The sequence below is a fragment of the Micromonospora lupini genome (assembly GCF_026342015.1).
Lineage (GTDB): Bacteria > Actinomycetota > Actinomycetes > Mycobacteriales > Micromonosporaceae > Micromonospora > Micromonospora lupini_B.
Genome location: NZ_JAPENL010000001.1, coordinates 2,698,720 through 2,721,886 on the forward strand (window position 1 = coordinate 2,698,720; position 23,167 = coordinate 2,721,886).

At 69.4% G+C, this 23,167-nt stretch carries 31 protein-coding genes and 1 pseudogene; 19 read left to right on the forward strand and 13 right to left on the reverse strand.

Translation table 11 applies throughout. The annotated features are described in order from the left end of the window. Window positions 1-3: 3 nt before the first annotated feature. The 3 genes and pseudogenes from OOJ91_RS11815 to OOJ91_RS11825 all read right to left on the reverse strand — a co-directional run. The gene (locus OOJ91_RS11815; RefSeq protein ID WP_266244643.1) at window positions 4-903 is read right to left on the reverse strand and encodes an SWIM zinc finger family protein; all 900 of its coding nucleotides are present in this window, start codon (window positions 901-903) and stop codon (window positions 4-6) included. Then, the gene (locus OOJ91_RS11820; RefSeq protein WP_266244644.1) at window positions 903-4,166 is read right to left on the reverse strand and encodes a DEAD/DEAH box helicase; all 3,264 of its coding nucleotides are present in this window, start codon (window positions 4,164-4,166) and stop codon (window positions 903-905) included. Before OOJ91_RS11820 ends, OOJ91_RS11815 begins: the two co-directional genes overlap by 1 nt. A 186-nt stretch (window positions 4,167-4,352) precedes the next feature. Continuing rightward, window positions 4,353-4,493 (reverse strand): annotated as a pseudogene (locus OOJ91_RS11825) (mini-circle protein); the annotation flags it as partial. A gap of 82 nt (window positions 4,494-4,575) precedes the next feature. On the opposite strand from OOJ91_RS11825, the gene OOJ91_RS11830 reads away from it, so the two are divergent. Further along, window positions 4,576-4,782, forward strand: coding sequence for a hypothetical protein (locus OOJ91_RS11830; protein WP_266244645.1), 207 nt, complete (start codon window positions 4,576-4,578; stop codon window positions 4,780-4,782). A gap of 7 nt (window positions 4,783-4,789) precedes the next feature. Here the strand turns inward: OOJ91_RS11830 and OOJ91_RS11835 are convergent, their stop codons facing one another. Together OOJ91_RS11835 and OOJ91_RS11840 are read right to left on the reverse strand one after the other, a co-directional pair. Further along, entirely contained in the window at window positions 4,790-5,932 is a 1,143-nt protein-coding gene (locus tag OOJ91_RS11835) for a polysaccharide pyruvyl transferase family protein (protein ID WP_266244646.1), read from the reverse strand. 80 nt (window positions 5,933-6,012) lie between these two features. Further along, window positions 6,013-6,501, reverse strand: coding sequence for a GNAT family N-acetyltransferase (locus OOJ91_RS11840; RefSeq protein WP_266244647.1), 489 nt, complete (start codon window positions 6,499-6,501; stop codon window positions 6,013-6,015). A gap of 35 nt (window positions 6,502-6,536) precedes the next feature. Here OOJ91_RS11840 and OOJ91_RS11845 point away from each other — a divergent pair, with 35 nt between their 5' ends. Then, window positions 6,537-6,716: a hypothetical protein gene (locus OOJ91_RS11845; RefSeq protein WP_266244648.1), complete on the forward strand. Its 180-nt coding sequence runs from the start codon at window positions 6,537-6,539 to the stop codon at window positions 6,714-6,716. 41 nt (window positions 6,717-6,757) lie between these two features. Here the strand turns inward: OOJ91_RS11845 and OOJ91_RS11850 are convergent, their stop codons facing one another. After that, complete coding sequence (locus OOJ91_RS11850; protein WP_266244649.1) at window positions 6,758-7,384, reverse strand: HAD-IA family hydrolase; 627 nt, start codon at window positions 7,382-7,384, stop codon at window positions 6,758-6,760. 425 nt (window positions 7,385-7,809) lie between these two features. Between OOJ91_RS11850 and OOJ91_RS11855 the strand changes: the two genes are divergently transcribed. Next, entirely contained in the window at window positions 7,810-8,721 is a 912-nt protein-coding gene (locus tag OOJ91_RS11855) for a hypothetical protein (RefSeq protein ID WP_266244650.1), read from the forward strand. Window positions 8,722-8,728: 7 nt separating this feature from the next. Here OOJ91_RS11855 and OOJ91_RS11860 read toward each other — a convergent pair whose 3' ends face one another. Then, the gene (locus tag OOJ91_RS11860; protein WP_266244651.1) at window positions 8,729-9,280 is read right to left on the reverse strand and encodes a DinB family protein; all 552 of its coding nucleotides are present in this window, start codon (window positions 9,278-9,280) and stop codon (window positions 8,729-8,731) included. Between the two features lie 89 nt (window positions 9,281-9,369). Here OOJ91_RS11860 and OOJ91_RS11865 point away from each other — a divergent pair, with 89 nt between their 5' ends. After that, the gene (locus OOJ91_RS11865; RefSeq protein WP_266244652.1) at window positions 9,370-10,242 is read left to right on the forward strand and encodes a class I SAM-dependent methyltransferase; all 873 of its coding nucleotides are present in this window, start codon (window positions 9,370-9,372) and stop codon (window positions 10,240-10,242) included. Window positions 10,243-10,498: 256 nt separating this feature from the next. Beyond that, window positions 10,499-10,687 carry a hypothetical protein gene (locus tag OOJ91_RS11870; RefSeq protein WP_266244653.1) on the forward strand — a complete coding sequence of 63 codons (189 nt, stop codon included), beginning with the start codon at window positions 10,499-10,501 and terminating at the stop codon, window positions 10,685-10,687. Window positions 10,688-10,880: 193 nt separating this feature from the next. Here OOJ91_RS11870 and OOJ91_RS11875 read toward each other — a convergent pair whose 3' ends face one another. After that, window positions 10,881-11,306: a hypothetical protein gene (locus tag OOJ91_RS11875; protein ID WP_266244654.1), complete on the reverse strand. Its 426-nt coding sequence runs from the start codon at window positions 11,304-11,306 to the stop codon at window positions 10,881-10,883. 398 nt (window positions 11,307-11,704) lie between these two features. Here OOJ91_RS11875 and OOJ91_RS11880 point away from each other — a divergent pair, with 398 nt between their 5' ends. Further along, on the forward strand, window positions 11,705-13,150 hold the full coding sequence (locus OOJ91_RS11880) for an RICIN domain-containing protein (protein WP_266244655.1): 1,446 nt from the start codon (window positions 11,705-11,707) through the stop codon (window positions 13,148-13,150). A gap of 11 nt (window positions 13,151-13,161) precedes the next feature. Here the strand turns inward: OOJ91_RS11880 and OOJ91_RS11885 are convergent, their stop codons facing one another. From OOJ91_RS11885 to OOJ91_RS11895, 3 genes are all read right to left on the reverse strand, one after another. Continuing rightward, window positions 13,162-13,335 (reverse strand): hypothetical protein, encoded by a 174-nt coding sequence (locus OOJ91_RS11885; protein WP_266244656.1) that lies wholly within the window; start codon window positions 13,333-13,335, stop codon window positions 13,162-13,164. Window positions 13,336-13,546: 211 nt separating this feature from the next. Further along, entirely contained in the window at window positions 13,547-14,050 is a 504-nt protein-coding gene (locus OOJ91_RS11890; RefSeq protein ID WP_266244657.1) for a hypothetical protein, read from the reverse strand. Window positions 14,051-14,341: 291 nt separating this feature from the next. Next, complete coding sequence (locus OOJ91_RS11895; RefSeq protein WP_266244658.1) at window positions 14,342-14,701, reverse strand: hypothetical protein; 360 nt, start codon at window positions 14,699-14,701, stop codon at window positions 14,342-14,344. A 440-nt stretch (window positions 14,702-15,141) separates the two neighbouring features. Here OOJ91_RS11895 and OOJ91_RS11900 point away from each other — a divergent pair, with 440 nt between their 5' ends. Next, a complete protein-coding gene (locus OOJ91_RS11900; RefSeq protein ID WP_266244659.1) occupies window positions 15,142-16,269 on the forward strand; it encodes a helix-turn-helix domain-containing protein in 1,128 nt (375 codons plus the stop codon). Further along, on the forward strand, window positions 16,266-16,844 hold the full coding sequence (locus OOJ91_RS11905; protein WP_266244660.1) for an HD domain-containing protein: 579 nt from the start codon (window positions 16,266-16,268) through the stop codon (window positions 16,842-16,844). The genes OOJ91_RS11900 and OOJ91_RS11905 overlap by 4 nt, the downstream gene beginning before the upstream one ends. 312 nt (window positions 16,845-17,156) lie before the next feature. On the opposite strand, the gene OOJ91_RS11910 is transcribed toward OOJ91_RS11905, so the two are convergent. After that, window positions 17,157-17,879 carry a hypothetical protein gene (locus OOJ91_RS11910; protein WP_266244661.1) on the reverse strand — a complete coding sequence of 241 codons (723 nt, stop codon included), beginning with the start codon at window positions 17,877-17,879 and terminating at the stop codon, window positions 17,157-17,159. 222 nt (window positions 17,880-18,101) lie between these two features. Between OOJ91_RS11910 and OOJ91_RS11915 the strand changes: the two genes are divergently transcribed. Beyond that, a complete protein-coding gene (locus OOJ91_RS11915; RefSeq protein WP_266244662.1) occupies window positions 18,102-18,749 on the forward strand; it encodes a hypothetical protein in 648 nt (215 codons plus the stop codon). A gap of 387 nt (window positions 18,750-19,136) precedes the next feature. Here the strand turns inward: OOJ91_RS11915 and OOJ91_RS11920 are convergent, their stop codons facing one another. Beyond that, complete coding sequence (locus OOJ91_RS11920) at window positions 19,137-19,625, reverse strand: helix-turn-helix transcriptional regulator (RefSeq protein WP_266244663.1); 489 nt, start codon at window positions 19,623-19,625, stop codon at window positions 19,137-19,139. Between the two features lie 208 nt (window positions 19,626-19,833). On the opposite strand from OOJ91_RS11920, the gene OOJ91_RS11925 reads away from it, so the two are divergent. The 10 genes from OOJ91_RS11925 (at window position 19,834) to OOJ91_RS11970 (ending at window position 23,059) form a co-directional block, all read left to right on the forward strand. Next, window positions 19,834-20,103 carry a hypothetical protein gene (locus OOJ91_RS11925; RefSeq protein ID WP_266244664.1) on the forward strand — a complete coding sequence of 90 codons (270 nt, stop codon included), beginning with the start codon at window positions 19,834-19,836 and terminating at the stop codon, window positions 20,101-20,103. Beyond that, on the forward strand, window positions 20,096-20,389 hold the full coding sequence (locus OOJ91_RS11930; RefSeq protein WP_266244665.1) for a hypothetical protein: 294 nt from the start codon (window positions 20,096-20,098) through the stop codon (window positions 20,387-20,389). The genes OOJ91_RS11925 and OOJ91_RS11930 overlap by 8 nt, the downstream gene beginning before the upstream one ends. A gap of 385 nt (window positions 20,390-20,774) precedes the next feature. After that, window positions 20,775-20,999, forward strand: a complete 225-nt coding sequence (locus OOJ91_RS11935) for a hypothetical protein (protein ID WP_266244666.1) — start codon at window positions 20,775-20,777, stop codon at window positions 20,997-20,999. Next, entirely contained in the window at window positions 20,996-21,223 is a 228-nt protein-coding gene (locus OOJ91_RS11940; RefSeq protein WP_266244667.1) for a hypothetical protein, read from the forward strand. The genes OOJ91_RS11935 and OOJ91_RS11940 overlap by 4 nt, the downstream gene beginning before the upstream one ends. Continuing rightward, window positions 21,220-21,552, forward strand: a complete 333-nt coding sequence (locus tag OOJ91_RS11945) for a hypothetical protein (protein ID WP_266244668.1) — start codon at window positions 21,220-21,222, stop codon at window positions 21,550-21,552. The genes OOJ91_RS11940 and OOJ91_RS11945 overlap by 4 nt, the downstream gene beginning before the upstream one ends. 17 nt (window positions 21,553-21,569) lie before the next feature. After that, window positions 21,570-21,752, forward strand: a complete 183-nt coding sequence (locus OOJ91_RS11950; RefSeq protein ID WP_266244669.1) for a hypothetical protein — start codon at window positions 21,570-21,572, stop codon at window positions 21,750-21,752. Next, a complete protein-coding gene (locus tag OOJ91_RS11955) occupies window positions 21,749-22,102 on the forward strand; it encodes a hypothetical protein (RefSeq protein ID WP_266244670.1) in 354 nt (117 codons plus the stop codon). Before OOJ91_RS11950 ends, OOJ91_RS11955 begins: the two co-directional genes overlap by 4 nt. Then, window positions 22,095-22,340: a hypothetical protein gene (locus OOJ91_RS11960; protein WP_266244671.1), complete on the forward strand. Its 246-nt coding sequence runs from the start codon at window positions 22,095-22,097 to the stop codon at window positions 22,338-22,340. Before OOJ91_RS11955 ends, OOJ91_RS11960 begins: the two co-directional genes overlap by 8 nt. Beyond that, window positions 22,337-22,534, forward strand: a complete 198-nt coding sequence (locus tag OOJ91_RS11965; RefSeq protein WP_266244672.1) for a hypothetical protein — start codon at window positions 22,337-22,339, stop codon at window positions 22,532-22,534. Before OOJ91_RS11960 ends, OOJ91_RS11965 begins: the two co-directional genes overlap by 4 nt. Window positions 22,535-22,621: 87 nt before the next feature. Beyond that, on the forward strand, window positions 22,622-23,059 hold the full coding sequence (locus OOJ91_RS11970; protein ID WP_266244673.1) for a hypothetical protein: 438 nt from the start codon (window positions 22,622-22,624) through the stop codon (window positions 23,057-23,059). Window positions 23,060-23,167: the final 108 nt, after the last annotated feature.

Sequence of the window (23,167 nt, forward strand, 5' to 3'; positions counted from 1 at the left end):
AGCTCACCCCGGGCCGAAAGCCCGGTACGCGCGACGCAGCCGTTCCAGCAGGCCCGGCCCACCGATGGCCGGCGCCGGCGGGCCGAGTTGGCGCAGCAGGAGATCCGGGCCGGTCGCCAGTCGCGGCGGCCGGTCGGGCAGCGGCACCGGCGCCGCCCAGAAGCGGTCCACCGCCTCCGCGAGAGGGGTGGCCGCCAGCCCGGCGAGCGCCCGGGCCGCACCGACCGGCGGCAGTACGTCCACAGTGTCCACAACCGACGGCAGCGCGTCCGGTACGGATGGTTCGGGAGGCGACGCCGTGCCGGTGGCCTCGGCCCGGCGGGCGCGCAGCCGGTCGAGCAGGTCCGCGCGCGAGCGGCCACGCCAGTGCAGCAGCTCGAACGGGTCCGCGTCGAACGCCTCGGCGAGCAGATAGAACGTGGCCGCGAGGTGCTTGCACGGCACCGCGAAGTCGGGGCAGTTGCAGCGCTGGGTCAGCTCGCCCACGGCGGCCGGGAACAGCGGGGCGCCCGCCGCCACGAACAGCTCCTCCAACTCGTCGGGCAGGTCCCCGGCGAGCAGGCGGGCGCTGAAGAACGCCTGCCCGGCCAACTCGTCCTCGATCCGGGTCCAGAGCGCGGCCGGGAACGCCGCCAGCGCGATGGAGACCTCGTACGGCCGGGGCCGGGAGCCCTGCACCTGGGCGGTGACCCGGCCCGGCGCGATGTCGAGCCGGAGTACCTGACCCGCCCGCGCGTACGACCGGCCCCGGGTCAGCCGGGTGCCGAGCGCGAACGACTCCAGCACCTCCAGGAAGCGCCGGGACCACCAGGACCGCCCGATCGCGCCCCGGGCGCTGCGTGCCCGCAGCCCACCGTCGACCTTGCGGGGACGGCCGTAGTCGGCGAAACGGTCGGTGCTCATCACTCCACCACAGCCCCGGCCTCCAGGGCGAACAGGTCCCGCAACTGACCCGTGGACAGCTCGGTGATCCACTGTTCGCCCGTGCCCACCACCCGCTCGGCGAGGGCGCGCTTGTCGGCGATCATCGCCGCGACCTTCTCCTCCACGGTGCCGGCGCAGACGAACTTGCGGACCTGCACCCGCCGGCGCTGCCCGATCCGGAACGCCCGGTCGGTGGCCTGGTCCTCGACCGCCGGGTTCCACCACCGGTCCACGTGCACCACGTGGTTGGCGGCGGTCAGGGTGAGCCCGGTGCCACCCGCCTTGAGCGACAGGACGAACAGCGGCGGCCCGTCGGCCGACTGGAAGCGCTCGACCAGGGCGTCCCGCTCGGCCTTGCCGAGCCCACCGTGCAGGAACAGCACCTCCCGGCCGAACCGCGCCGACAGGTGACCGCGCAGCATCGCGCCGAACTCCGCGTACTGGGTGAACAGCAGCGCCCGCTCCCCCGCCGCCAGCACCTCCTCCAGGATCTCGGTGAGGCGGGCCAGCTTCCCGGAGCGGCCCTCCAACGCCGAGCCGTCGCGCAGCAACTGGGCCGGGTGGTTGCAGACCTGCTTGAGCCGGGTCATGGTGGCCAGCACCAGACCGCGTCGCTCGATGCCGTCGCTTGTCTCGATCCGGGCCAGCATGTCGTCGACCACCACCCGGTACAGGGCGGCCTGCTCCGCGGTGAGGTTGCAGAGCACCTCCATCTCCAGCTTCTCCGGCAGGTCGGAGATGATCGACGAGTCGGTCTTGAGCCTGCGTAGCACGAACGGGCCGGTGATCCGGCGCAGCCGCTCGGCGGCCTCGGCGTCGCCGTGGCGCTCGATCGGCTCGGCGAACCGCTTGCGGAACGTCGCCGCCGGCCCGAGCAGCCCCGGGTTGGCGAACTGCATGATCGACCACAGGTCCGCGAGCCGGTTCTCCACAGGCGTACCGGTCACCGCCACCCGCTGCCGGGCCGGCAGCGCGCGGACCGCCTCGGCCTGCCGGGTGGAGGCGTTCTTGATCGCCTGCGCCTCGTCCACCACCACCCGGTGCCAGTCGATGCCGGCCAGGTCGACGGCGTCGCGGGCGGCCACCGAGTAGGTGGTGAGGACCAGGTCCGCGCCGTGCGCGGCAGTCGTGAACTCCGCCCCCCGCGCCCGCTCCGCCCCGTGGTGTACGTGCACCCGCAGTCCCGGAGTGAACCGGGCCGCCTCCCGCTGCCAGTTGCCGACAAGCGACATCGGACAGACCAGCAGGGTCGGCCCGGCCTCCGGCGGGTCCCCGGCGAGCAGCGCCAGCAACTGCACGGTCTTGCCCAACCCCATGTCGTCGGCGAGCACCCCGCCCAGGCCGAGTGACCGCAGGAACGTCAGCCAGGCCAGTCCCCTCCGCTGGTACGGCCGCAGCGTCCCCTGGAAACCCGGCGGCGGGTCGAGTGGGGTGAGCCGGCTCTCGACCGCACCGGCGAGCAGGTCGCCCAACGCCCCGTCGGCGGTCACCTCCAGCACCGGCAACGCCTCGGCGTCGTCGCCGTCGGCGAGCCCGAGGCGCAACAGGTCGGCGACGCTCAACTCGCCGGCCGAGCGGAGCAGACGCAGACCGGCAGCGAGCCGACCCGGGTCCAGCTCCACCCACCTGCCGCGCAGCCGTACCAGCGGGGTCTTCAGCTCGGCCAGCGCCGCCAACTCGTCGGCGGACAGCGGCTGGTCGCCGAGCGCGACCTCCCAGCGGTAGTCGACAAGCGCGTCCAACCCGACGCCGGCCTCGGTGCTCGCCACCGTGCCGGGCGCGGTCCGGCTGCGAGCGCGCAGTCGCGCGCCGAGCCGCGTCGTCGGCCGCCGCCACCAGGAGGGCAGCAGCACCCCGAAGCCGGCGGCGTGCAGCACCGGGGCGCCCTCGCTGAGGAACCGGTGCGCGCCCTCGACGTCCAGCTCCATCGCCTCGGGCGCGGCGGTGCGCAGCGCGGCGTCCAGGTCGGGCCAGAGGCGGCTGGCCCGGCCCAGCTCCGCGAGCAGGGTCTCCTGCGGGCTGGCCGTGCGGTCGGCGAGACCGTCGAGCGTTCGCGCCCGCCAGACCTCCCCGGCGTCGATGTGCAGGCCCGGCTCGTCGGCCGCCAGCAACCCGAACTCCAGCCGCCATCGCGCGCCGACGGCAGGCGCCTCCTCGACGAGGCCGACCTCCGCCAACCCGGCCGCGTCGCCCGGTAGCGGGCGGGTGACCAGGATCGGCTCGGTGATCTCGTCGGGGGCCGGCTCCACCAGGCGGAAGCTGGCCCGGACAGCGCCGCCGGCCGCGTCCCGCTGCCAGTCGTCCAGCTCGGCGCGGAGGATGTCCAGTGCCGCCTGGTCGACAGTGAAGTCGCGGCGAGGGCCGGCGAGCGCGGCCAGCCAGGCGGGCGCGGGCCCACCCGGGCGCACCCCGCGGGCCAGCGTCGTGGTCGCGAGGGCCGCCCGGCCGGCGGCGTCGGTGAGCGCGTCGAGCGCGTCCGCGACCAGCGCGGCAGCCGTCACCTCGGACCCGTCGGACCCCGCGCTGCTCGGCCCGGTCGGAGTCGTGGCGGCACCCCGGACGGCGGGGACAACACCGGCTGCGGGCACAGCAGCGCTGGCGGTGGGTGCGGTGGTGGGCATTGCGGCGGCGCGGGCGGCGGGCGGTAGGGCCAGTGCCAACGATCGCGCCCAGCCGGCGTCGGTGCCGGTCAGCAGTGGACGCCAGACCGCCCGCGCAGTCACCTGGGCTGCCCGGTCCGCCGCCGCCGGTCCGGTGGGGTGGATCGGCGTGCTGACGCCGGGGAGGACGCGGCCCCGGGCCACCAGGTCGGCGGCGAAGTCGGCAAGCTCGGCGAGATGCCGCAACGTCGCCCCGGGCACCGCCGGGAGGTCGTCCAGGGCGCGCAGGAGAGGTAGGGCGTCGTCTGGGGCGTACACCAGGGTGGGCACCCGCCACGCGGCGAGCGTGAGCCGGCCGCGGGCCGGAGGTGCGACGGTGGTCCGGATCAGCTCGGGTGAGTCCGTCGGCGTGCCCGCCCGGGTGGGCAGGGTGAGCAGTGCGGTGGCCGGGCGGGCCGGTTCGGCGGCGTCGGCGAGGGCCGCGACCAGGTCGGCGTGCCCGGCGGCGAAGGGGTGCGGGCGTTCCCGGGGTGGCCGGCCCGAGCGGGCGGCGGGGGGCGGCGCGGCGCTGTCCTCGGCCCAGACGGCGAGGCCGGCGGTCGAGCCAGAGTCGGGCAACCACAGCCCGTGGATGACCAGCACCTACTCCCCCTCGTCGCCGCCCGCGCCCAGGATAGGCGGCCTCGCTTGGCGACCGTCAGCACCCACGGCACGACACCCACGACCCGGCGGCTGATCGACTCCATATCGGCGATGTGGGGCTGTCCGAGCATCCGGATGCCACCACATCGGCGACCTGGGTGTGGATCAAAGCAGGCCCGGGAGGGTCGCCTCGGCGTCGGACAGGCCACGCAGCTTGCGCAGCACCACGGCACGGTGGAAGTCGAGGAACGAGTCCAGCACGGCGCGCTCGTCACCGACGCGCGCGAGCACCGGGCCGAGCGTCGGATCGATGGTCTGCTCCGCCATTCGCCGACCCTAGCGACGCCGGGGTCCGCACGCTGCCCCGCATCCCGCTGCGAGGCGCGCTCGCGACAGGCAGGATGGGCGCATGGCTTCATCCGTGCAGATCCTCCTCGTCGGCGGCGCGGCGGACGGGCAGACCGTGACCGTCGAGCTGGACACCAACGGCCGCCCGCCGCTCACCCACCACCACCTCGGGTCCGGTGGGCTGGCCGAGGCGCAGATCTACGAGTTGGAGTCCGCCCGCGAGGAGAGCCGCGAGTGGCGCTACCGGTGGACCGGCCCGGCGGTGTGACAGTGGGTCACGCCCGGGTCAGGGTCTGACTGCGCAGCCGGTCCAGCACGCCACGTGTGACCTCCGAGGTGCCCCGGGCCTGCTCGCAGACCTCGGCGACCCGGCGGGCCGTGGCCTCGGCGCGTTCCGCGCGTTCGTCCCACAGCCTGTCGACCTCGGCCAGCAGCGGCCCCTCCACCTCCCGCTCCACGCCGCGCAGCGCCGGCACACCGAGCCGCTGGGCCAGGTCGAAGACCTTGCCGGCGTACGGCAGCGGCAGGAACGGCGTGCCCACCATCGCCGCGAAGATCAGGAAGTGCAGGCGCATGCCGACGGCCAGGTCGAAGTGGCGCATCAGCCCGAGCACCTGCTCCGGCGAGTAGGTGCCGTGCAGGATCCGCCCCCGCTCGGCGGCGACCATGTGCGACAGCACCCCGTGGGCGTGCCTGATGTCGTCGCGTTCCATGGGCACGAACAGCACGTACGCGTCGATGCGGTGCACCAGGAAGTCACCGATCTGGGCGAGCAGCCGGTGGTAGCCGTCGACGTCGAGGCGTTCCGCGGCCCGTCCCGGCTCCCGCACGCTGATCCCGACCAGCCTCTTACCGGCCGGCACCCCCTCCTCGGCGAGCAGGTGCGCCGGGAATTCGGCCGGCTGCAACAGGAACGCCGGGTCGGCGGTGACCGTGATCGGGTTGAGCAGCCCCGCCTCTTCCAGGACCATCCGGGACTCCTGGTCGCGGACTGTCACCTGGGTCGCGCCGGCGAGCGTCTCCCGAACCATGCCGGTGTCGACCGCGTCGCTGAGCGGCCCGACCCCCACCGCATACGTGATGAGGGGCAGACCCCGTTCCTGGGCGACCCGGACGACCCGCAGGTAGCGGCGGGCCTCCCGGTCGTAGAGGATCCCGCCGCCGCCCAGGATGAGCAGGTCGAGCTGGGCCAGCACCAACGCCGAGTCGGTGCGGCTGACGCCCTCCCAGGGCACTGCCTCCACGTCCGGGTGGGCGCCCCGGGTGTGTTCCGGGTTGCGGGAGAAGACGATGATCCGGGCGTTCGGTTCCTGCGTGCGTAGATCGGTGAGCAGACCGGTGAGGATCGCCTCGTCGCCGAGGTTCCGGCCGCCGTACGAGCCGAGCACACCGATGGTCAGTCCGGCGCCATGCGTCATCCGTCGCTCCTCCCCAGGTGCGGTCCGCAGCGGTTTCCCGCTGGTCAGGGGAACAGTCCTGGACCGGGGCCGGGGGTGGCTCAGACCGTCGGGTCGAGGCGCTTGGCCATCTGTTGAGCGGTGACCTCGAAGCCCAGACTCCGGTAGAGCCCGATCGCCACGGCGTTCGTGCCGAAGACGTTCAACCCCAGCTCAGGCACACCGAGTCCGACAAGTTCGGCCTCGATGAGCTGGATCATCCGCCGCGCGTGCCCACGCCCCTGGTACGCCGGATGGACCTCGATGTTCAGAATCCACGCCTGCGTCGGACCGCCCGCCGTACCCACCCCGGGCAGGCCCACCCAGATCCACCCGACCTCGGTGTCGCCGACACGCGCCAACCGCAGTAGCACTCCCTCGGTGGCCGCGCCCGCCGGCAGCCCCTCCCGCAGTTGCTGCGCCGACCGCTCCCGGGCCGCCTCCGGGGTCATGCCCCGGTGCGCGACCAGATCCTCGGCGTAGCCCACCTCAAGCGGTTCCCACAGCCGGGCCAGTTCCTCTTCGGTCATCGGCGACAACGTCAACTCCACCGGGGCCTCCCCTTCGATCTCGGATCCAGCGCGTAGTGCAGCAGAACACCGCCGACGCCGCCACCGGGAATTGGGTTGTTCGTCGGTCCGGGCTGGCCGGCTTCTTCGCCGACAGCGCCCGCCGCCCGCCGCCGCCCGGCATCCCCACCGTACGGGCGTTCCAGCAGGCCCAGGCCGACGCGCCGCTGCCCTGGCTGGCCCAGCGACTCGCCTGACCCGACTCACCGCCGATATCGCTGGGCTTCGGGCCGGCCGGTCAGCGTGCGGTGGCGGCCGCCAACTCGTACGCCAGGTGCGTCAGGTCGGCCAGCCGCAGGTCGCCGTCGAGTCCCTTGAGCGCGGCGGTCATCGCGCCGGCCGCGCGCCCGGCCTGCAACCCGACCTCGGCGTCCTCGACGACAAGGCAACGCGCCGGTGACACGTCGAGCAGCGCCGCGGCCCGCAGGTAGCCCTCCGGGGCGGGCTTGCCCACGCGTACGTCCTCGACTGTGACAAGCACGGGCGCGGTGATGCCGGCGGCACCGAGCCGCGCCTGCGCCAGCCGGACATCCGCGCTTGTCACGACCGCCCAGGGCATCCCCAACCGGTTCACCGTCGACAGCAGCTCGTGGGCACCCGGGGTGGCGGTCACGTCGGACAGGTCGTCGTACTGCAACGCCAGTTGTCGGGCCGCCGCCACGGCGACCCCCGCGTCGTCGAGCGCGGGAAGGAGCCTGCGGATCGTCTGGTCGGCGGGCCTGCCGTGCGCGATCGCGAGTGCCGCCGCCGGCTCGACGGCGTACTCGGACGCCCAGCGCTCCCAGGCCCGCTCGACGGCGGCGTCGGAGTCGACAAGGGTGCCGTCCATGTCGAACAGCACCGCGTCGACGTCTGCCAGCTCCACGACCACGCTCCCCCCGTACGCTCCGTGACGAGGATAGGGCGTCACTTACCGGTGGCGGAGAACGGACCCGGCGTCATCCGTCGCGATCCAATACCTGACGCACCGCGTCGACGAACGAAAGCCGGCGATCCGTCCGTACCTCGATGGCCGCGAGCCAGCGCTCGCGATGCCCGTCACGCAGCGGCACCCCGGCGTCGCCCGGCTCGTCGGCGAGCCGGCGCTGCTCGGCGTACTCCGTCGTGAGGCTGGCCAGCAGCGGCCAACGTGGACAGTGACGTGATCAGCGCGACGGCGACGGTGTCCTGCACCCGCCCATCATGACTGCCGACCGCACCTGAGTCCGAGGAGCTGCCAAAACGGGGTCACGGTGTGTACGCGCGGTTGATACAGTCACGTCTTCCCCTTGATCAACAAAGGACGTCGCCATGACCGGGGCTGAACCTGCCGCAAGCCCGCCGCCGGACCCCACCCCGGCCTCAGATGCAACTCCAGATCCCGCTGCCGCACCGGAGACGTCGCCCGAGCGCGCGTCGACCCCGGATCAGGCACCAGCCACGGAGCTGCCACCGCAGCCGGGCTACCCGACCGGCCCGCCCGCGTGGGTTGCCGCCGAGCCGCCCACCAGCTCGAACCGCACCGCCATCGTCGCCGCCGTCGTCGGAGGCGTCGTGGTCGTCCTGCTGGTGCTGTGCCTCGGCCTGGTCAGCGGCTTCTTCCTGCTGCGCGACAGTGATACCAGCGCGTCCGGCCCGGAGGCCACCGCGCCTGCCCGCCCCCCGACGAACGCCAGCCCCTCCCCCAGCCTCTCCGAGGAACCCGTCGTGCAGGGGCCGCAGGCCAGCGCCTACCCGGCGGAGAAGATCGAGGACCTGAACCGGGTGTGCGACGAGGACATCTACTACCCCGAGTTGCCCAAGCGCGCCGGTAAGGCGCCGCACCCGGTCGTCCTGCTCCTGTCGGACACCCCTGGTCTGCGCCGCAAGGACGACACCTACTACTACGACCTGGGCCTGTCCAAGAAGGTCGAGCAGACGTGGTCCTCGGAGGACCCCAAGCTCGTGCAGATCGTCGCCTGCCTGGACCGGGTCAGCTCCGGCTCGACGATCCGGACCTGCAAGTTCGACGACCCGAAACCGCAGAGCCTGCCGCTGGTGCGGACCAGTTGGCGTCTGCGGGTCTTCGAGGCGGCGACCGGCCGCAAGCTGCTGGAGAAGAAGATGACCGGCGACGACCAGAAGTGCCCGTACGTCGTCCTTGTCGGCGCCGACAGGAAGATCTACGCCGAGGTCAGTGACCGGGCTGCTATAGCGGCACTCCGCAACCTGGTGACCAAGTAGCCCTCGGTCAATGCGGCGGGTCCTCGCCGGTGAGGCCGTCCACCGACTCCCGGATCAGGTCGGCGTGCCCGACGTGCCGGGCGTACTCCTCGATCAGGTCGACCAGGACGCGGCGCAGGCTGGGCACCCGCCCGTCGGGCCACTCGCCCCGGGCCAACTGCTCCGGGCCGCCGTCGGCGAGCAACTCGGCGACTGTGGCCCGGGAGCGAGCCACCGCTTCCCGCCACAGCGTGTAGAGCTGCTCCGGGGTGTCGTCGGCGGCCGAACGCCACTCCCAGCCGGGGTTGGCGTCCCAGTCGACGGTGTCCCACGGTGGCCCGGGTGAGCGCCCGGCCAGCTTCAGCGAGAAGTAGAGATCCTCGACCAGCGCCAGATGCTTGAGCAGCCCGCCCAGGGTGATCGACGACGGGCCGAGCGTCGCCCGCAGGCCGGCCGCGTCGAGCCCACCGGTCTTCCAGGCCAGGGTGGCGCGCTGGCGGTCGAGGGAGCCCAACAGGGTGGCGGTCTCGTCGCCCGCGATCGGTGGTTCGGCGCGACCGTGCTCATTCGCGTTGGTCATGGCGATCGAGGCTAGCGGGCCGACCGGTCTCACGCGAGACTACCGTCGGCCCCAGAGCCGATGCCTGAGCAAGGATGGGAGTGACGCCAGTGCCGAGAACCCCACAGCCGAGCCGTACGGCCGTGCTTGTCTGCCAGGGCCGCGCGGCGGCGGACGGACTTGTCGCTCCCGGCCGTTTCGCGGACCCGACGGCCGTGCGCCTGCTCCGCGCCGACGAACGGGAGGCCGTCGAGTGGGTACGCGACGCCGCCGCCCCCGGGCCGTGGCGGCAACGGGTCGACTACGAGACGGTACGCGCCAACGCCGAGTTGATCGTGCCCCGCACGGTCGCGATCGACGACGCCGTACGCGCCCACCCCAGCTCGCAGGTGGTGATCCTGGGCGCCGGGTTGGACGGTCGCGCCTGGCGGATGGCGGAACTCGCCGACGCGACGGTCTTCGAGGTCGACCAGCCGAGCAGCCAGCGCGACAAACGGGAACGCGTCGAGGGGCTGCCCGGCACCGGGCCGACGTTCGTCGCTGTGGACTTCGGCCGCGACCGGCTCGCCGAGGCGCTGGCAGCCGCCGGGCATCGCCCCAGTGAGCCGACGACGTGGATCTGGGAAGGCGTCGTGCCGTATCTGACCAGGGCCCAAGTGTCCGCGACTGTTGCCGCTGTCGCCGCCTGCTCGGCACCGCGCAGCCGTCTCATCGTCAACTTCCAGATGCCCGGGACATCCCTGACGCTGGGCCGGCTCGTCGCACGACTGCTGATGGCGTCCACCGGCCGGCGGAGCGTCTGGGCGAAGGAGCCATGGCGCTCGACCTGGACGCCCGACGCCATGGCCGCCCTGCTCACCCGCCACGGCTTCACCGTCACCGGCGACCACGACCTGCTCGACACGGCGCGAGCACTCGCCCTGCCGATCCGCCGTGCCACGTCCCTGGCCCACAGCAGGGTGATGGTCGCGGATCGCGCCTGACCCCGCGTGGGACTACTGCCTCAACGCCGGGTGCGCTTTCGCCGCACGGCCCAGACACCACCGGCGATCACCGCCGCCGTCGGCAGCAGGCAACAGAGACTGAGGAGTACGAGGTGCCACGGCTTGATTGCGCCCATGGCTGCGAAGGCTAGCGGGTGCGGTCAAACGAGCCGTGCCGGGCGAGGGCGCTTAAACATCCTGCGACGACTGGGACCACGGGTTCTACGAGGTGCAGGGATCGCCGTGGCCTGACCGGTTGGCGGCACAGAACCGCGTCACGATCCCCGACCAGACGGCCTCGGGGTCGCAGCGCCACTTCCTCGTGGTGTGCCATGAGGACCTCATTGAGGTCCTCTCCGACGATGTGGCGGTCGAGCTGTTCGACGAGCCGTTCGAGGAGGTGGCGATGCGCGCGCTACGGCTCAACATGAGAGAGCTTGGGTGACACCGCCGCCCGAACGGAGGTCCAGAGCGGTCGGCGCTCGTCTCGGGCCTCGGACGGTAACCGCCGCTGGCCCACACGGTGAAGGGTCTGCTACCACTTCCGACGCCATTCGAGGCGACCTCGATGCGGCACAACCGCTGCGTCGTCGCGCTGTACGTACAGCACCTCGTCCTCGACCGACCAGGTCAGTTGGTCACCTGGCTGGCAAGTCGTCTGATGGCCAGCCATTGGATCGAGCCACCGAACGCCAGGCGTCGAAAGCCCAACTGAGGTCGCCCGTGTCCGCGCTGATGAAGATCGTTATCAGGTACGTACTGTCGGTGAAGTTGTAGCCGTAGAGGGTGAACTTGACGTCGACATCGTGGCGGTAGAGCCAGGCGGCACGATGACCGACCCCGCCTCGGCCGCCCTCACCCACCTTGCCTGTCGGGTTCGGCGGCAGTTCGGCATCGAGCGAGGCGATGATGAGAGCCCCATCGGCGCACCGCCATGGACTTCCTGGCATGACTCGCATCGCGCGTCCGGGTGCGCGCCACGTCGTGGCACCGTCTTTGGCACCGTTCCGCGCCCAAGCACCGGAAAGTTCGATCGACCAGCCATCGCCCAGTGACCTCCGCACGGACCGAGTATGACGCAGGGCTGGCTTTCCTCGATCCGTCAAGAGGCACGGAGATGACCTCTTCGGTGTGAAGGACGTCCGCTGTCGCTCGTAAAACGGCAGCCTTAGCTGGGCATCGCCACCCGCCGACCACCGGACCGGGTGCTGCTCGATCCCCACCCCGCCGTCCGCGAATCCACGACGGCACTAGCCGGCGGATGCGGTCGGCAACCACGACCACAATAGATGTACATTCATGGATGGATTGTTTCGGACGGTGGCACCGTGGTCCTCAGTCGGTAATCACGGTGTCACCCCGGTGTGAACCGGCACCGGTCAGCGGTGGATGGCACCGGGGGCCGGGGGTGTCGCTCCGATGCCGGCGGCGGTCGCCGCCCGCCCACGGAAGGACGAACGAAGTGAAACGCAACAGACGGCTTCTTTCCCTGGTGGCAGCGCTCACCCTGGTCGGAACGGCGATCGTGGCGGTCACCACCTTGGCCGCCGCCCCGGCCCAGGCCGCACCGGTCACGATCCCCAACGGCACGCAGTTCACCGACACCAGCGGCAACGTGCTGCACGCGCACGGCGGTGGGGTGCTCAAGGTCGGCGACTACTACTACTGGTTCGGTGAGAACCGCAACGCCAACAACACGTTCCGGGCCGTCTCCGTCTACCGCTCCACGAACCTGCGCGACTGGGAGTTCCGCAACAACGTGCTGACCCAGTCGTCGGCGGCGGAGCTGCAATCGGCAAACATCGAGCGGCCAAAGGTCATCTACAACGCCAGCACCGGCCGGTACGTGATGTGGATGCACAAGGAGAACGGCAGCGACTACGGCGAGGCCAGGGCCGCCGTCGCCTCCTCGGCCACCGTGGACGGCACCTACACCTACCACGGCAGCTTCCGGCCACTGGGCAACATGTCGCGGGACATCACGCTCTACAACGACGGCGGTACCGCCTACATGATCTCCGCCGGCGACGAGAACCGCGACCTGCTCATCTACCGCCTCACCGCCGACTACCTGACCGTGGCCACGCTGGTAGGCAACTTCTGGAACGACGGCAACCGTGAGGCACCGGCGTTGTTCAAGCGCGGTAGCACCTACTTCCTGATCACCTCGGGCCTGACCGGTTGGAGCCCGAACCAGGCCAGGTACGCCACGGCGTCAAGCATCTCCGGTCCGTGGACCGGCATGACGAACGTCGCCGACTCGACCACCTTCCGCTCCCAGTCAGCCTTCGTGCTCCCCATCCAGGGCACGTCGACGACGAGCTACCTCTACCTCGGCGACCGCTGGGCCGGCGCGTGGGGCGGGCCGGCAAACGATTCCCAGTACGTGTGGTTGCCGATCGCCTTCCCCTCGGCCACGACCATGAGCCTGACCTGGTATCCCACCATCACCATCGACGCCGCCACGGGCACCGTCACCGGAGAGACGCCGTCCTCCTACCGCATCACCAACCGCAACAGCGGCAAGGTGGTCGACGTGCTGGACAGGGCCACCACCGACAACGCCGAAGTCAGACAATGGTCCTGGAACGGCGGCGCGAACCAGAAGTGGGAGTTCCGCGACGCCGGCAGCGGCTACTTCCGCATCGTCAACCAGAACAGCGGCAAGTGCCTCGACGTCGCCAACGCCTCCACCGCGAACAACGCCAACGTCGTCCAGTACAGCTGCGGCGGGGGCGCCAACCAGCAGTGGCAGTGGGTCGCCACCGGCGACTACTACCAGCTGCGCGCCCGACACAGCGGCAAGTGCCTGGACGTGGTGAGCAGCGGCACCGCGGACGGCACCGACATCACTCAGTACACCTGCGGAACCGGCACCAACCAGCAGTGGACCCGCACCCAGTCCTGACATCGCTGCCGTCAGACGAGGCGCTGGATGCGGACCTTCGGGCGCTCGTTCCTGAGGTGGCCGTGCGTGTGTTGGCGGACCTGTTCGTCCCAGACCTCCTGGTCATAGTCCGGGTCCGGTGGGATCCACCTGTGCGAGCCGTCGCTGTAGTGGAACTTCTCGTCACCCGACCGCAGGATGCTCACCGAAGCCAGCGGTGCGGGCTCTTAGCCGTGAACGGGCTGGCGTTTCTGCTGCTCGCTTCGTTCGTGCCGTATTGGATCAACTGATGACGTTCCGCGTGGAGCCAGAGTCGTTGAGGCAGCTGGCGCGGGATCTGGTGGAGGGGCGTCTCCAACTTCGCGACCTCGCTATGACCGAGGTGCACTCCGACGGACTGATGGCAGGCGTCTTGGTTTACCCCGCGTCTCCCTCACCGTCCGCCTTGGGGGCAGTCGCTGAAGCACTTTGCAGCCTGTCACGAAGCGATGCAGGCCAATCAATTAGATTTCCGGCGTGGTCCCGCTTGGCACGCTTGAAAGACAAATAGAACTTCGCGTACCCCATCCAACCGATCAGGCCGCCGATGATTATCAAAGGTATGGAAATCCACGCCGGACGATCATTTATCATGCTGCCGAAAATCAGTAGCCCGGCGAAGGCAATGATCACCACTCCGCCGAAGGCCCCCCAAAGGTCCCGACGTCGCTCACCTTCATCCTCGATCAGGTGCAGAACTCGCTCATCGACGTACCTTGCAAGAGCTTCCCTGGATTCACTTCCTTCAGGCAAAGCGTTGTAGATTTCTAAATCTTCCTTCACTTCTTTCCGGGGATTGCGCGAGCGGAACGGATTCTGAACTAGAGCCACGGCGAGGGCTAAAGCAGCTACGGCAACCTTGGTCGCGATATCCCAGTTCATATCGAAATATTAGCAGTCTTTCTCCATAGGCCCAGGCCAGCTCGAACGCCCTCGCCCATGCACTATTACGGGTTCTTGGCTGAACCGGTACACGCACGCCACAGGCGAACGTGGCCGCCGGGTGCTGGCATCATTCGCTACCTTTCGCTGCCTCCCGGCCAGCATTGATCCACAGAAATGACTACAGGCCCCACAATTTCCAGACCTCCTGGTCGTAGTCCGGGTCCGGTGGGATCCACTTGTGCGAGCCGTCGCTGTAGTGGAACTTCTCATCGCCAGGCCGCAGGATGCTCACCGAAGCCAGCCGAGGAAACGTCTGTGCAGTGCATCCGCCGGCACCCAGGTCAGGTCCTCGGAGGCCCGCACCAGCTGGGCACCTAGGTAGAGAGCCAGGGAGATCGGAGCATCGTCAAACTCGGCGCGTAGCTCGCGCTGACGCGCGCGGCAGGGCCAGGGCGTATGGCAGCCGCCGCAGCTCCAGATCGGCAGCACCGGGCCGTGCATGGTCATGCGCGGCCTCCGAGCAGCGCCGCCGTCATCGACCGCGCCTGCCGGCTGGTCGCCCAGTCCACTGACCGGCATGGGTACGGCGTGATCCGCGACCACCACGCCCGACAGCCGGTGCAAAGGCCGCTTTTCCCGTGCAGACATACGACCAGGATTTGCCGCTCGGCGTCGTTGCTCACTGTTCCTCCTCGGCGGGCCAGTGCCCCCGATTGATCGGAATGCGATGTCGGCTGCGACAGGGCAGCTCCGCCCCACAGCGGCAAATCCAGCTCCACTTCCGCCACGACCAAACCGGGCGGTGTCGCCGCGCCAGGGTCATCGCGACGGCGATCAGGTACTGGTCGTAGGTAACGCGTCGCCGTGGTGGTGTCCTGTCCCGCATCACTGGCTCCCTCCACCGGGCAGCACTCCATGGCCGACCTCGAAACGACGGGACCGGATCTGGAACGTTCGGTGACTGCGACGCTACGATCACGACGGCGGCGGTTGGACTCACCCGCAGTACGAGTGAGCAGGCCGGATGAGCTGCCGCAGCATCGGTTTCACGGCGGAACGTCGACCACGGGTCAACGTAGGGATGACGGATGACAGGTCGCGGACGATCAGCACCACATCGTGGCCAGGTGACCGGCTACCTGTTCAAGCTGATCCGGGAGTCCATCCCGCTCACCCAGGAGCAGCTCGCCGTCGACCTGGACGTCGATCGCGTGACCGTGCAGAGCTGGGAATCCGGGCGCCGACCATTCACCGCGGTACCGCTCGGGCAGGCGATCGCCGTCCGACGCCGGCTCGGACGGCTCGGCGCAAACACACTCCTGCTCGCAGCATTTGACGACGCCGCGGAGGCGGATCTGATCCTCGCCGCCGTCCTCACCGAGCAGGTGGGCCGCTGCGACATCGCCGAACAGCCGCTGGGTTGGTCCGTACTCACGCACCGTCTGACCGACTTGATCCTCTGGGCCGTCCTCGGGCAGACACCGACCTTCGCCAGAGGGCTACCCATCGCCCATCCCCGGCGGGGTCCAGTCGCCTCCGGGCCGACCCTGCCCGTCGACGAGCAACGTACGTTCTTCGCTCACCTTCACGTACTCGCCGAACGCGCCGCAGCCGGACGGCACAGGAACGTGCTGCTGCACCGGCAAGCCTGCTTCCTCGCCGGCATGGACCCCACCAAGGCAGCAGCAGGTTGGCTCACCCAGACCACCCCCCGAGCACACCGCACGACCACCTTCCGCACCTGGTCACCGCTGTGGCCCGACGCCCGCTCCGTCGTCACGTCCCTCGCCAACCAGGGTGACCCGGAGCCGTTACGAGACTTCATCGCTCGCGCACATCCCGATGACGCCTGCGAGCGAGCGGCTCTCAACTACTCGGCTTACTGGGTGGGCGAGATCCCGTACCGCCACCGCGACGACTCCTTCATGCCCGACGCGCTCGTCGACTGGCACGGCTCAGTCCTTCTTCGGCACCTGGTCCACCGCCTCGAACCAGGGCACCCCTTCATCGACCTCAACATCCACAACATCTGGGCTCTGCTTGCCGCACGACGTGGTCTCGCTCTCGACAACCCCGCCGCGACTCGGGCGCTCCTCGACCGCAGTGTCCCGCTCCTGGACAGTGACCGGATCTCCGCGCAGTCGCGGCAGGAACTAACCTCAATCGTCTACAGCCTGCGGGCGGACGGACACACCGGCACAGGGACGGGCAGATGACCGACGACCATGACGCCACCGGAGCGATGAACTTCATCTTCGAAGCCGGCGTCCTCAAACGCGCCGCCCGGACCGGCTGGTGGTTCGCCGGCGTCAAGCAACCCGAGTCCATCGCCGAGCACTCCTTCCGAACGACGCTCATCGGAATGATGCTCGCCGCCATGGAGGGCGCCGACCCAGCCCGAGTGTCGATGCTCTGCACCCTGCACGACACTCAGGAAACCCGAATCACCGACATCCCACACATCGCCAAGCGCTATCTCACCGCCGTACCCAACACCGCCGTCACCGCCGACCAGGTCGCCGCCTGCCCACCGGCCGTCGCCGAAGTCATCACCGCCGCGGTCGCCGAATACGAAGCTGGCGAGACACTGGAGGCGGTCGTTGCTCGTGATGCTGACAAGCTGGAATGCCTCGTCCAAGCCGTCGAGTACCGCCACCAAGGCATCGACAACGTGCAGCGCTGGATCGACAGCTCGCGGGCCGCGCTGAAGACTGCCAGCGCCCACCGCCTTGCCGACGCCGCCCTCAGCGGACAACCCCTGGCCTGGCTCACTCCCCCGGCGAAGGAGTAAGCGTTTCAACACTTGGCGTTGCATTGATCCAAAGCAGAGGCGTAGTCGGGCAATAGGGACGACTAACCTCCTAAGCTGCTGCGACGCCTGGCATTAACGGTCAAGAGTAGGCAGCGCAGGTCCTCCTCCTACGACCCAAAAACGGGATGATCTTGGGAAGCTGCTCGACCATCAACGGGCGCCCAGTCTTCCAAATGCTTACTGCCAGGCAGATGATGCGGGCACAACGTGCGCCTAGCTTCTTCGGAAGGCAACCCAGCCTCTGCCGCAATCCATCGACGCCCGATGGCGGCCGCCCTGATGCTAACGCAGTTAGTCGCCTAGGATCAGCCGTGACAGCGAGTGAGTCGACGCCCTGCGAGGCATGATCAGTGCCCCTGGATCCTCACGCGCCCATGTTTCGAGGTCAGCCCACGTCGGTGCGAGTCGCTCTGCCAAGTTGTCTGTTCGTCCGAGTGCATCGACAGCCCGACCAGCCGCAAGGTATGTCGTTCTGGCGTGCAGCAGGGCGTCGCACAAGACTAGATCCTCCAGAAGGATCGAGATGTCCCTACCCGTTACTTGGGAAGTTGCGAGGATAGGTCCCACCCATGCTTCGCCCTCCGGTAGAACGACCCGGCCAGCCGGTCGAGGATGTCCAGCAAGGCCGCAGTGTTGGCTGTATTGCGTGCCGTCGAACCCGCCCGCCCGCCGCAACGCCGACGGTTTGAACTCGCTCGACGGACTAGCGAAGTCTCCATCCGAGGTGCCTAGCCAACGAGCAGCACCGGATGAGTCGTTCGCGAAGAAATCAAGCAAGTGAAAGACCTCGATGAGCTGCCGGTGAAGGGCAAGGCTCGCGTAGTAGTTGGTCTTGCCGGCTAGATCGACCGAACCGAGGATCAGTTCTCCAGCCATCTGCGTCACGATGCCGATGGCGCGTGCCTCAGCCGGGTCTGACCTCTTGCTACGCAACATCGTGCCGACAGCAAGCAGCGCATCACCAGTAGCTCGCCCTAGCGTTGCTCGATCCTCAGTGGAGTAGATGTCACCCATAGACTGAGGATGCCATGCGCGACTTGGTCTCCAGCTCAGCCGACAACCTCGAATATTCGGCATGACTGCATTACTAGTCCGCCCCATATGAACGGAAGATCCGATATGCGGCTCTCGCGTAAAAACTCTCAGTCGGGTTTGCTACAGCGGATCTCAGACGTTTACTTTCGACGGTAGAGCGTCTACTTTTACTCTCCCTGTTTCCTACAGGAAGGACTACAAGTGGGTCACTACGGCTACCGACTCTTCTTGGTGCGAGTCAGGGATGGCATGAGCCGAAAGAATCTGGATTTCGGCGACATCGAAGATCGGCACTTCGCGGATATTCTGCAACCCGACATTGCTGACAGCATCAATGAGACGCTTAAGCTCGAAGACCCGCCGAAAATCCTTGAGAACGGATCATCAGCCCCACCTACTGGCTCGGTGGTGCGATTCACCGCCTTGGACCGCAAAAACTATGAACTTCGCCTTGACTTCTTCCATGGTCCATTCGGCGACGGTGGCACCCTCATCGACCCTGAGGGAGAGGATGAGGACCAAGATGTCGAGGGCCGGGCTCTCTCGAACCCGTACCGCGCGATTCTCTGGCTTCCAGAAAAGGGCACCGCTGGAATCCTTGCCGTCGAAGCTAGGGGGAGGGCATGCCCATATAGGCGAATCCTGGGGAGCCTCAAATACCTACAGTCCACGACTCATCGCCTCTTTGTCGAAGCAGGTGTTGCCGACAGAGCGGCGGTTGCTCACTTCATTCGCAATGGCATAGTCCGTGAGCTAGAGGTCACCTCTCACGGAACAGCGCGAGATGGTGACGTACTAGCAGACCGTGTAAAGATGGTCGTAAAAATCAGCGGAGCGTCCAAGCTATGACAACACCAACATCGCCGCCCCGCTGCCGCGCCGTCACCCGCGAGGGCGCTCATTGCCCCATCAGCCCACGCCCGTCGGGCCGTCAGGTATAGAGAGCCCGACATCGTCGGCAAGTTCGGCCGCTGGCTTCACTCGGGTGGTTGCGTGGCTGCGCCACGGGAGTGCCCACGCCAAGGACTCCCTGCTGTCGCCGCCCCGACAATTGATCTTCGCGGGGCGGTTTCCGCTTTCGGTGAAGGGTGGGCGCGGCAGGTTTCGAACCTGCGACCCCTCGCTTGTAAGGAGAGTTGCGCTGAACGACTAAGCGCGAGCGTGTGACTAGGGCCGCAGGGGCAACGAGAAACGCATAAGCGGGTGCTCGCTGGCAGGTCCCCTGAGGCGGCATGGTCAGACCGCCTCGGCTCCGGCCGGGGGCTCCTGCGGCTCCTGGGCGGCCTCGTCGACCTGGGCGGGGTTTGCCGCTGCGGGTCGGCCGGCGAGCTGGGCACGCAGGAGTCCCCGCAGCGCGTCGCGCTCGGCGGTCGAATAGCGGTCGTCCTGAAGCATCGCCAGGATGTCCTCCGTGGCGGGGTCGTACCGGCGCCACCGGACCCGCTCGGGCGGTAGGCCCATCTCGTCGCGGGTGACGAGGCCGAGGGCTACGGGGATCTCGCGGGGGTCGAGGCCGGGGATGGCGACGACGATCGCGCGGACGGTTTCCAGCTTCGGGATTTCCCTGGCGTTTTCGAGGCGCTGGATGGTCGCGCGGCCGATGCCGCACCTCTCGGCAAGTTGACCTTGGGTCAGGCCGGCGTCTAGGCGGGCTTGGGCGATGAGTAGCCCGAGGCGTTCGTAGGGGTTTTCGGGGCTCTCGTCGCCGCCCGCGCCCGCCTGCATGGTCGCACCATACGGCCGGCCCTCACGCCTGTCATGTACCACCACAGGTATGTATCGCGCGTGATGCGCGAACAAGCCACGCGTCTGGTAGATCGACCCCCCGCTAATCGCATTCATTTGGATGACTATAGGACGGGCAGACCACCCGATCGGGTACATCCCGCGTGTCCCGTTGCGCATCACGCATGATGCCGGCAAGGTGTGCATCATGGGTGATACACAAACGCTGGAACGGGGCATCACGCCTGATGCACCCCCTCGCCTGCGCCTCACCGACGCTGCCGTGAAGCGGCTGATGCGGGCCACCGGCATCAAGTCCGTCATCGCCCTCGGCAGGCACTTCGGCTATCCCCCGATGACCTGGTGGCGGCTGCGGGTCGGCCTTTACGACTGCCGCATCTCCGAGGCGCAGCAACTGGCTGACTGCGCCGGCTGGCCCGTCAGCCGGATGTTCGAGCAGGTGACCCACGATGCCTGAGCGCAGCCGCCACCACCAGCAGATCGGCTCGATGGGCGGGCTCACCCGCGCCGCCCTCAAGACGAACGAGGACGGCCGCAAGGCCGCCGCCCAGGCCGCCCGGATGCGCCGCTACGACGCGAAAGTCCCCGCGCACATCACCGACCCCGTCGAACGCGCCCAGGCAGCCGACCTGCTCATGCGCGCCGACATGAAGAACCTCGGCCGACTCTCCGGGCTCGCCCGCAGCAAGGGCGGCAGCCAGCCCCGCACCCCGAAGGCGAACACAGGAGGGCAGGCCGCGTGAATGGCTGCCCCTCCCCCACATCTCCGGCCCGTCAGCCGGAGCCCGGACCGGCTGCGTCGACGTCACCGGTCCGGGCCACAACCACCCGCCCCTACCGGGTGAGGCCGCACGCCCGGCTTGCCGTCGCCGCATCGGCCCCCGCAGCGACGCGAAGCCCCGACCGTTTCGCGGCGGTCGGGGCAGGCGCAAGCCATCCACGGAAGGAGGTGGGGGTGCCGCTGTCGGTGAGGGCCTGCGGCACCCCCGCCCAGGACGTCTCGTCCGCCCCCGGGTGAACGGAAGGGCGGACGCCCTGGCCGGCGTCCGCCCGTTCTTCCCGCCCGCTGCCGGACCGACCCGGCTCGGGGGCTTACCGGAACCACCAACGGATTGGAGCTGGTCCCAGATGACAGTCACCGTACAGCCCGCGACCATCGACGACGAAGCCGTGACCATGCCCGGTGACATCCTGGACGACAACTGGGTCAACCGGCGGCCCAACCCCGGCGCACCGACCACCGTGGAGGGGTTGCGCGCCACCTACGGCACCGCCGACCCCGACGAGCTGGCGGCACGGTTCGCCATCGACGAGGACGTTGCCACCGCTCGCGCCCTGGCGGCGTCCCGATGACCGCCGAGAAGGGCCGGCTCCGTCGAGTCGGCACCCGCATGGTCAAGCCCGCGCCCGCCATGGTCGTGGTCGAGCCACTGAACCTGGCCGTACCCCGCGACGAGGGCGACGGGCCCTCGCTGCGCGACATCCTGGCCGACTACGGACCCCTCGTCCTGCTCCTGGTCGTCGTCGGCATCCTCGCCGTCGCCGCCTGGTACGGCCTGCGCTGGGTGCTGTCGTGATGGTCGCCCTGCCCGCCGGCCTCGCCCCGTTCGACCCGGTGCTGCTACCCCGCACCGCGACTCTCCACGACGCCTTCCACCGGACGAGCGACCGCCCCACCGTCACCGGCTGCGGACAGAACCTGGCCGAGCTGGGCACGGAGGCAGTCGACGTGGCCCTCGGCATGGGCTGCCTGCCGTGCGAGGCGTGCTGGCCGACGCCGGCCCCGCCGATCTACCCGGGCGGGCCGCGGCTGCGTCGCGCCGCCCCCTGGCCGGGCAACCGCGCCGGGCGCCGGTCGCAGTTCGACACCGTCCGCTTTCCCCGACCGGCGATCCCCGCCGCCTGACCCGGGAGGACACCGCTGTGGCTATCACCTGGTCGCGTCTGTGGGCGCTTACCGCCGATGTGCGGTCCGGGCCGCCGGTCGGCCTCGCCGACCTGGTGGGTGAAGACGTCATCGACACGGTGGAGGTGCCGCCGGTTGACCCGTCCGACCCGAGGCTCGGGCATCGCGCGTACGGCGCCGATGGGCGGGTGCGGTCGTGATCGCCTGGCTGATCCGGTACGCGCCGGGGGTCTACGTGATCGGCGGGGTCGCGGTCGCGGTCGGCGGCGGGCTGCTCTGGCACGTCGCGCATGAGTGGCGGCGGGTGCGGGTCGAGCTACGCCGGGCGGAGGCGATTGCCCGGCAGGACGCCGTGTACCGGCATCCGGCTCACCGGCGTCGGCACGAGCCGATGCGGACCATCCGGACGGTGGTGCGCGCGGTGGCGCCGCGTCCCCGCCGGGCTCCTGACCCGGGCGCTCTGCCCGGCTTGGGGTCGGCGCGGATGCTGCTGCCAGTCATAAGCCGGGCCGAGGAGATCCCTGGGCAGCGGGCGGTGCCGCGTGCCTAGTCAGTGGTGGTCCTGGGCCCTTGCGGTCGTCGGGGTGTTCGGCCTGTACCTGGCCGGCCGCCGGTCGCCGTGGGGGTGGGCGGTCGGTATCGCTGCGCAGGTGTTGTGGCTGGCGTACTCGGTGGTGACCCGCCAGTGGGGGTTCCTGGCGTCGGCCGTCGCGTACGGCTGGGTCTACACGCTCAACTTCCGGCGGTGGCGGCGCGACGCGAGAGCTGCGGCCGGTGATGGCCGGTGAACCGGACGGACTGGATCGCGGTCGGGCTGGTGCTGCTGGTGCTCGGGCTGGTGTTCGACGCGGTGGGTCCGGTGCCTGCGGCCGGCATGGCGGCGTTCTGGGTGGGCTTGGCCCTGCTGATGCGAGGGCTGTGGCTGGCCGGCCAAGCGGTGGGGGGACAGAGAGAGCGGCCCAAAAACAGCGGAACTCCTTAGGTGTTTTCCTAGAAAGTCCTGAGGAATATCGGTAGTGTCAGAGGTGTCAGCGGGGGCAACCGCACCCCCTCTCACCAGGAGGATTGCATGACGGACTTTCAGACCGGCGAACTCGTCGACATCACCATCCGAGGCGCACAGGTAACCGAGGTGTTGCCCGGCAGCGTGGCGATCTCCTACGCGACGGCCGCGAGCGAATGCGTGGTCCATGTGGCGAACATCCACACAGGTGCGACGGGGGTCGAGGTCACACGGGTCGCCCCTGCCGAATGGCCGCCGGAGACCGGCGACGTGTGGCGCGACCGGGAGAACGTCCTGTGGTTCATCTCCGTTCGCGAGGTCGGCGACGACTTCCGCACGGAGAAGGTGTTCACGCCGTCGAGCACACGCGCCGTGAACCGTTACGCCGCCTACCAGGCGAGCCGGCTGCTCGACGAGCGGGGACCGATGGCCCTCGTGCACCGCGAGCGCCCCGAGCCGGACGACTCCGACGAGCCGGACGGCTCCGAGCCGCCCGCCTTCTGACCGCGACGGCGACCCGATCTCCCGGCATGACGCCCGCAGGCACCACGCCCGCACCGACCGTCTCCGGCAGACCGGTCGCCGTCGCCCCAAACAACTGATCACCGGCTC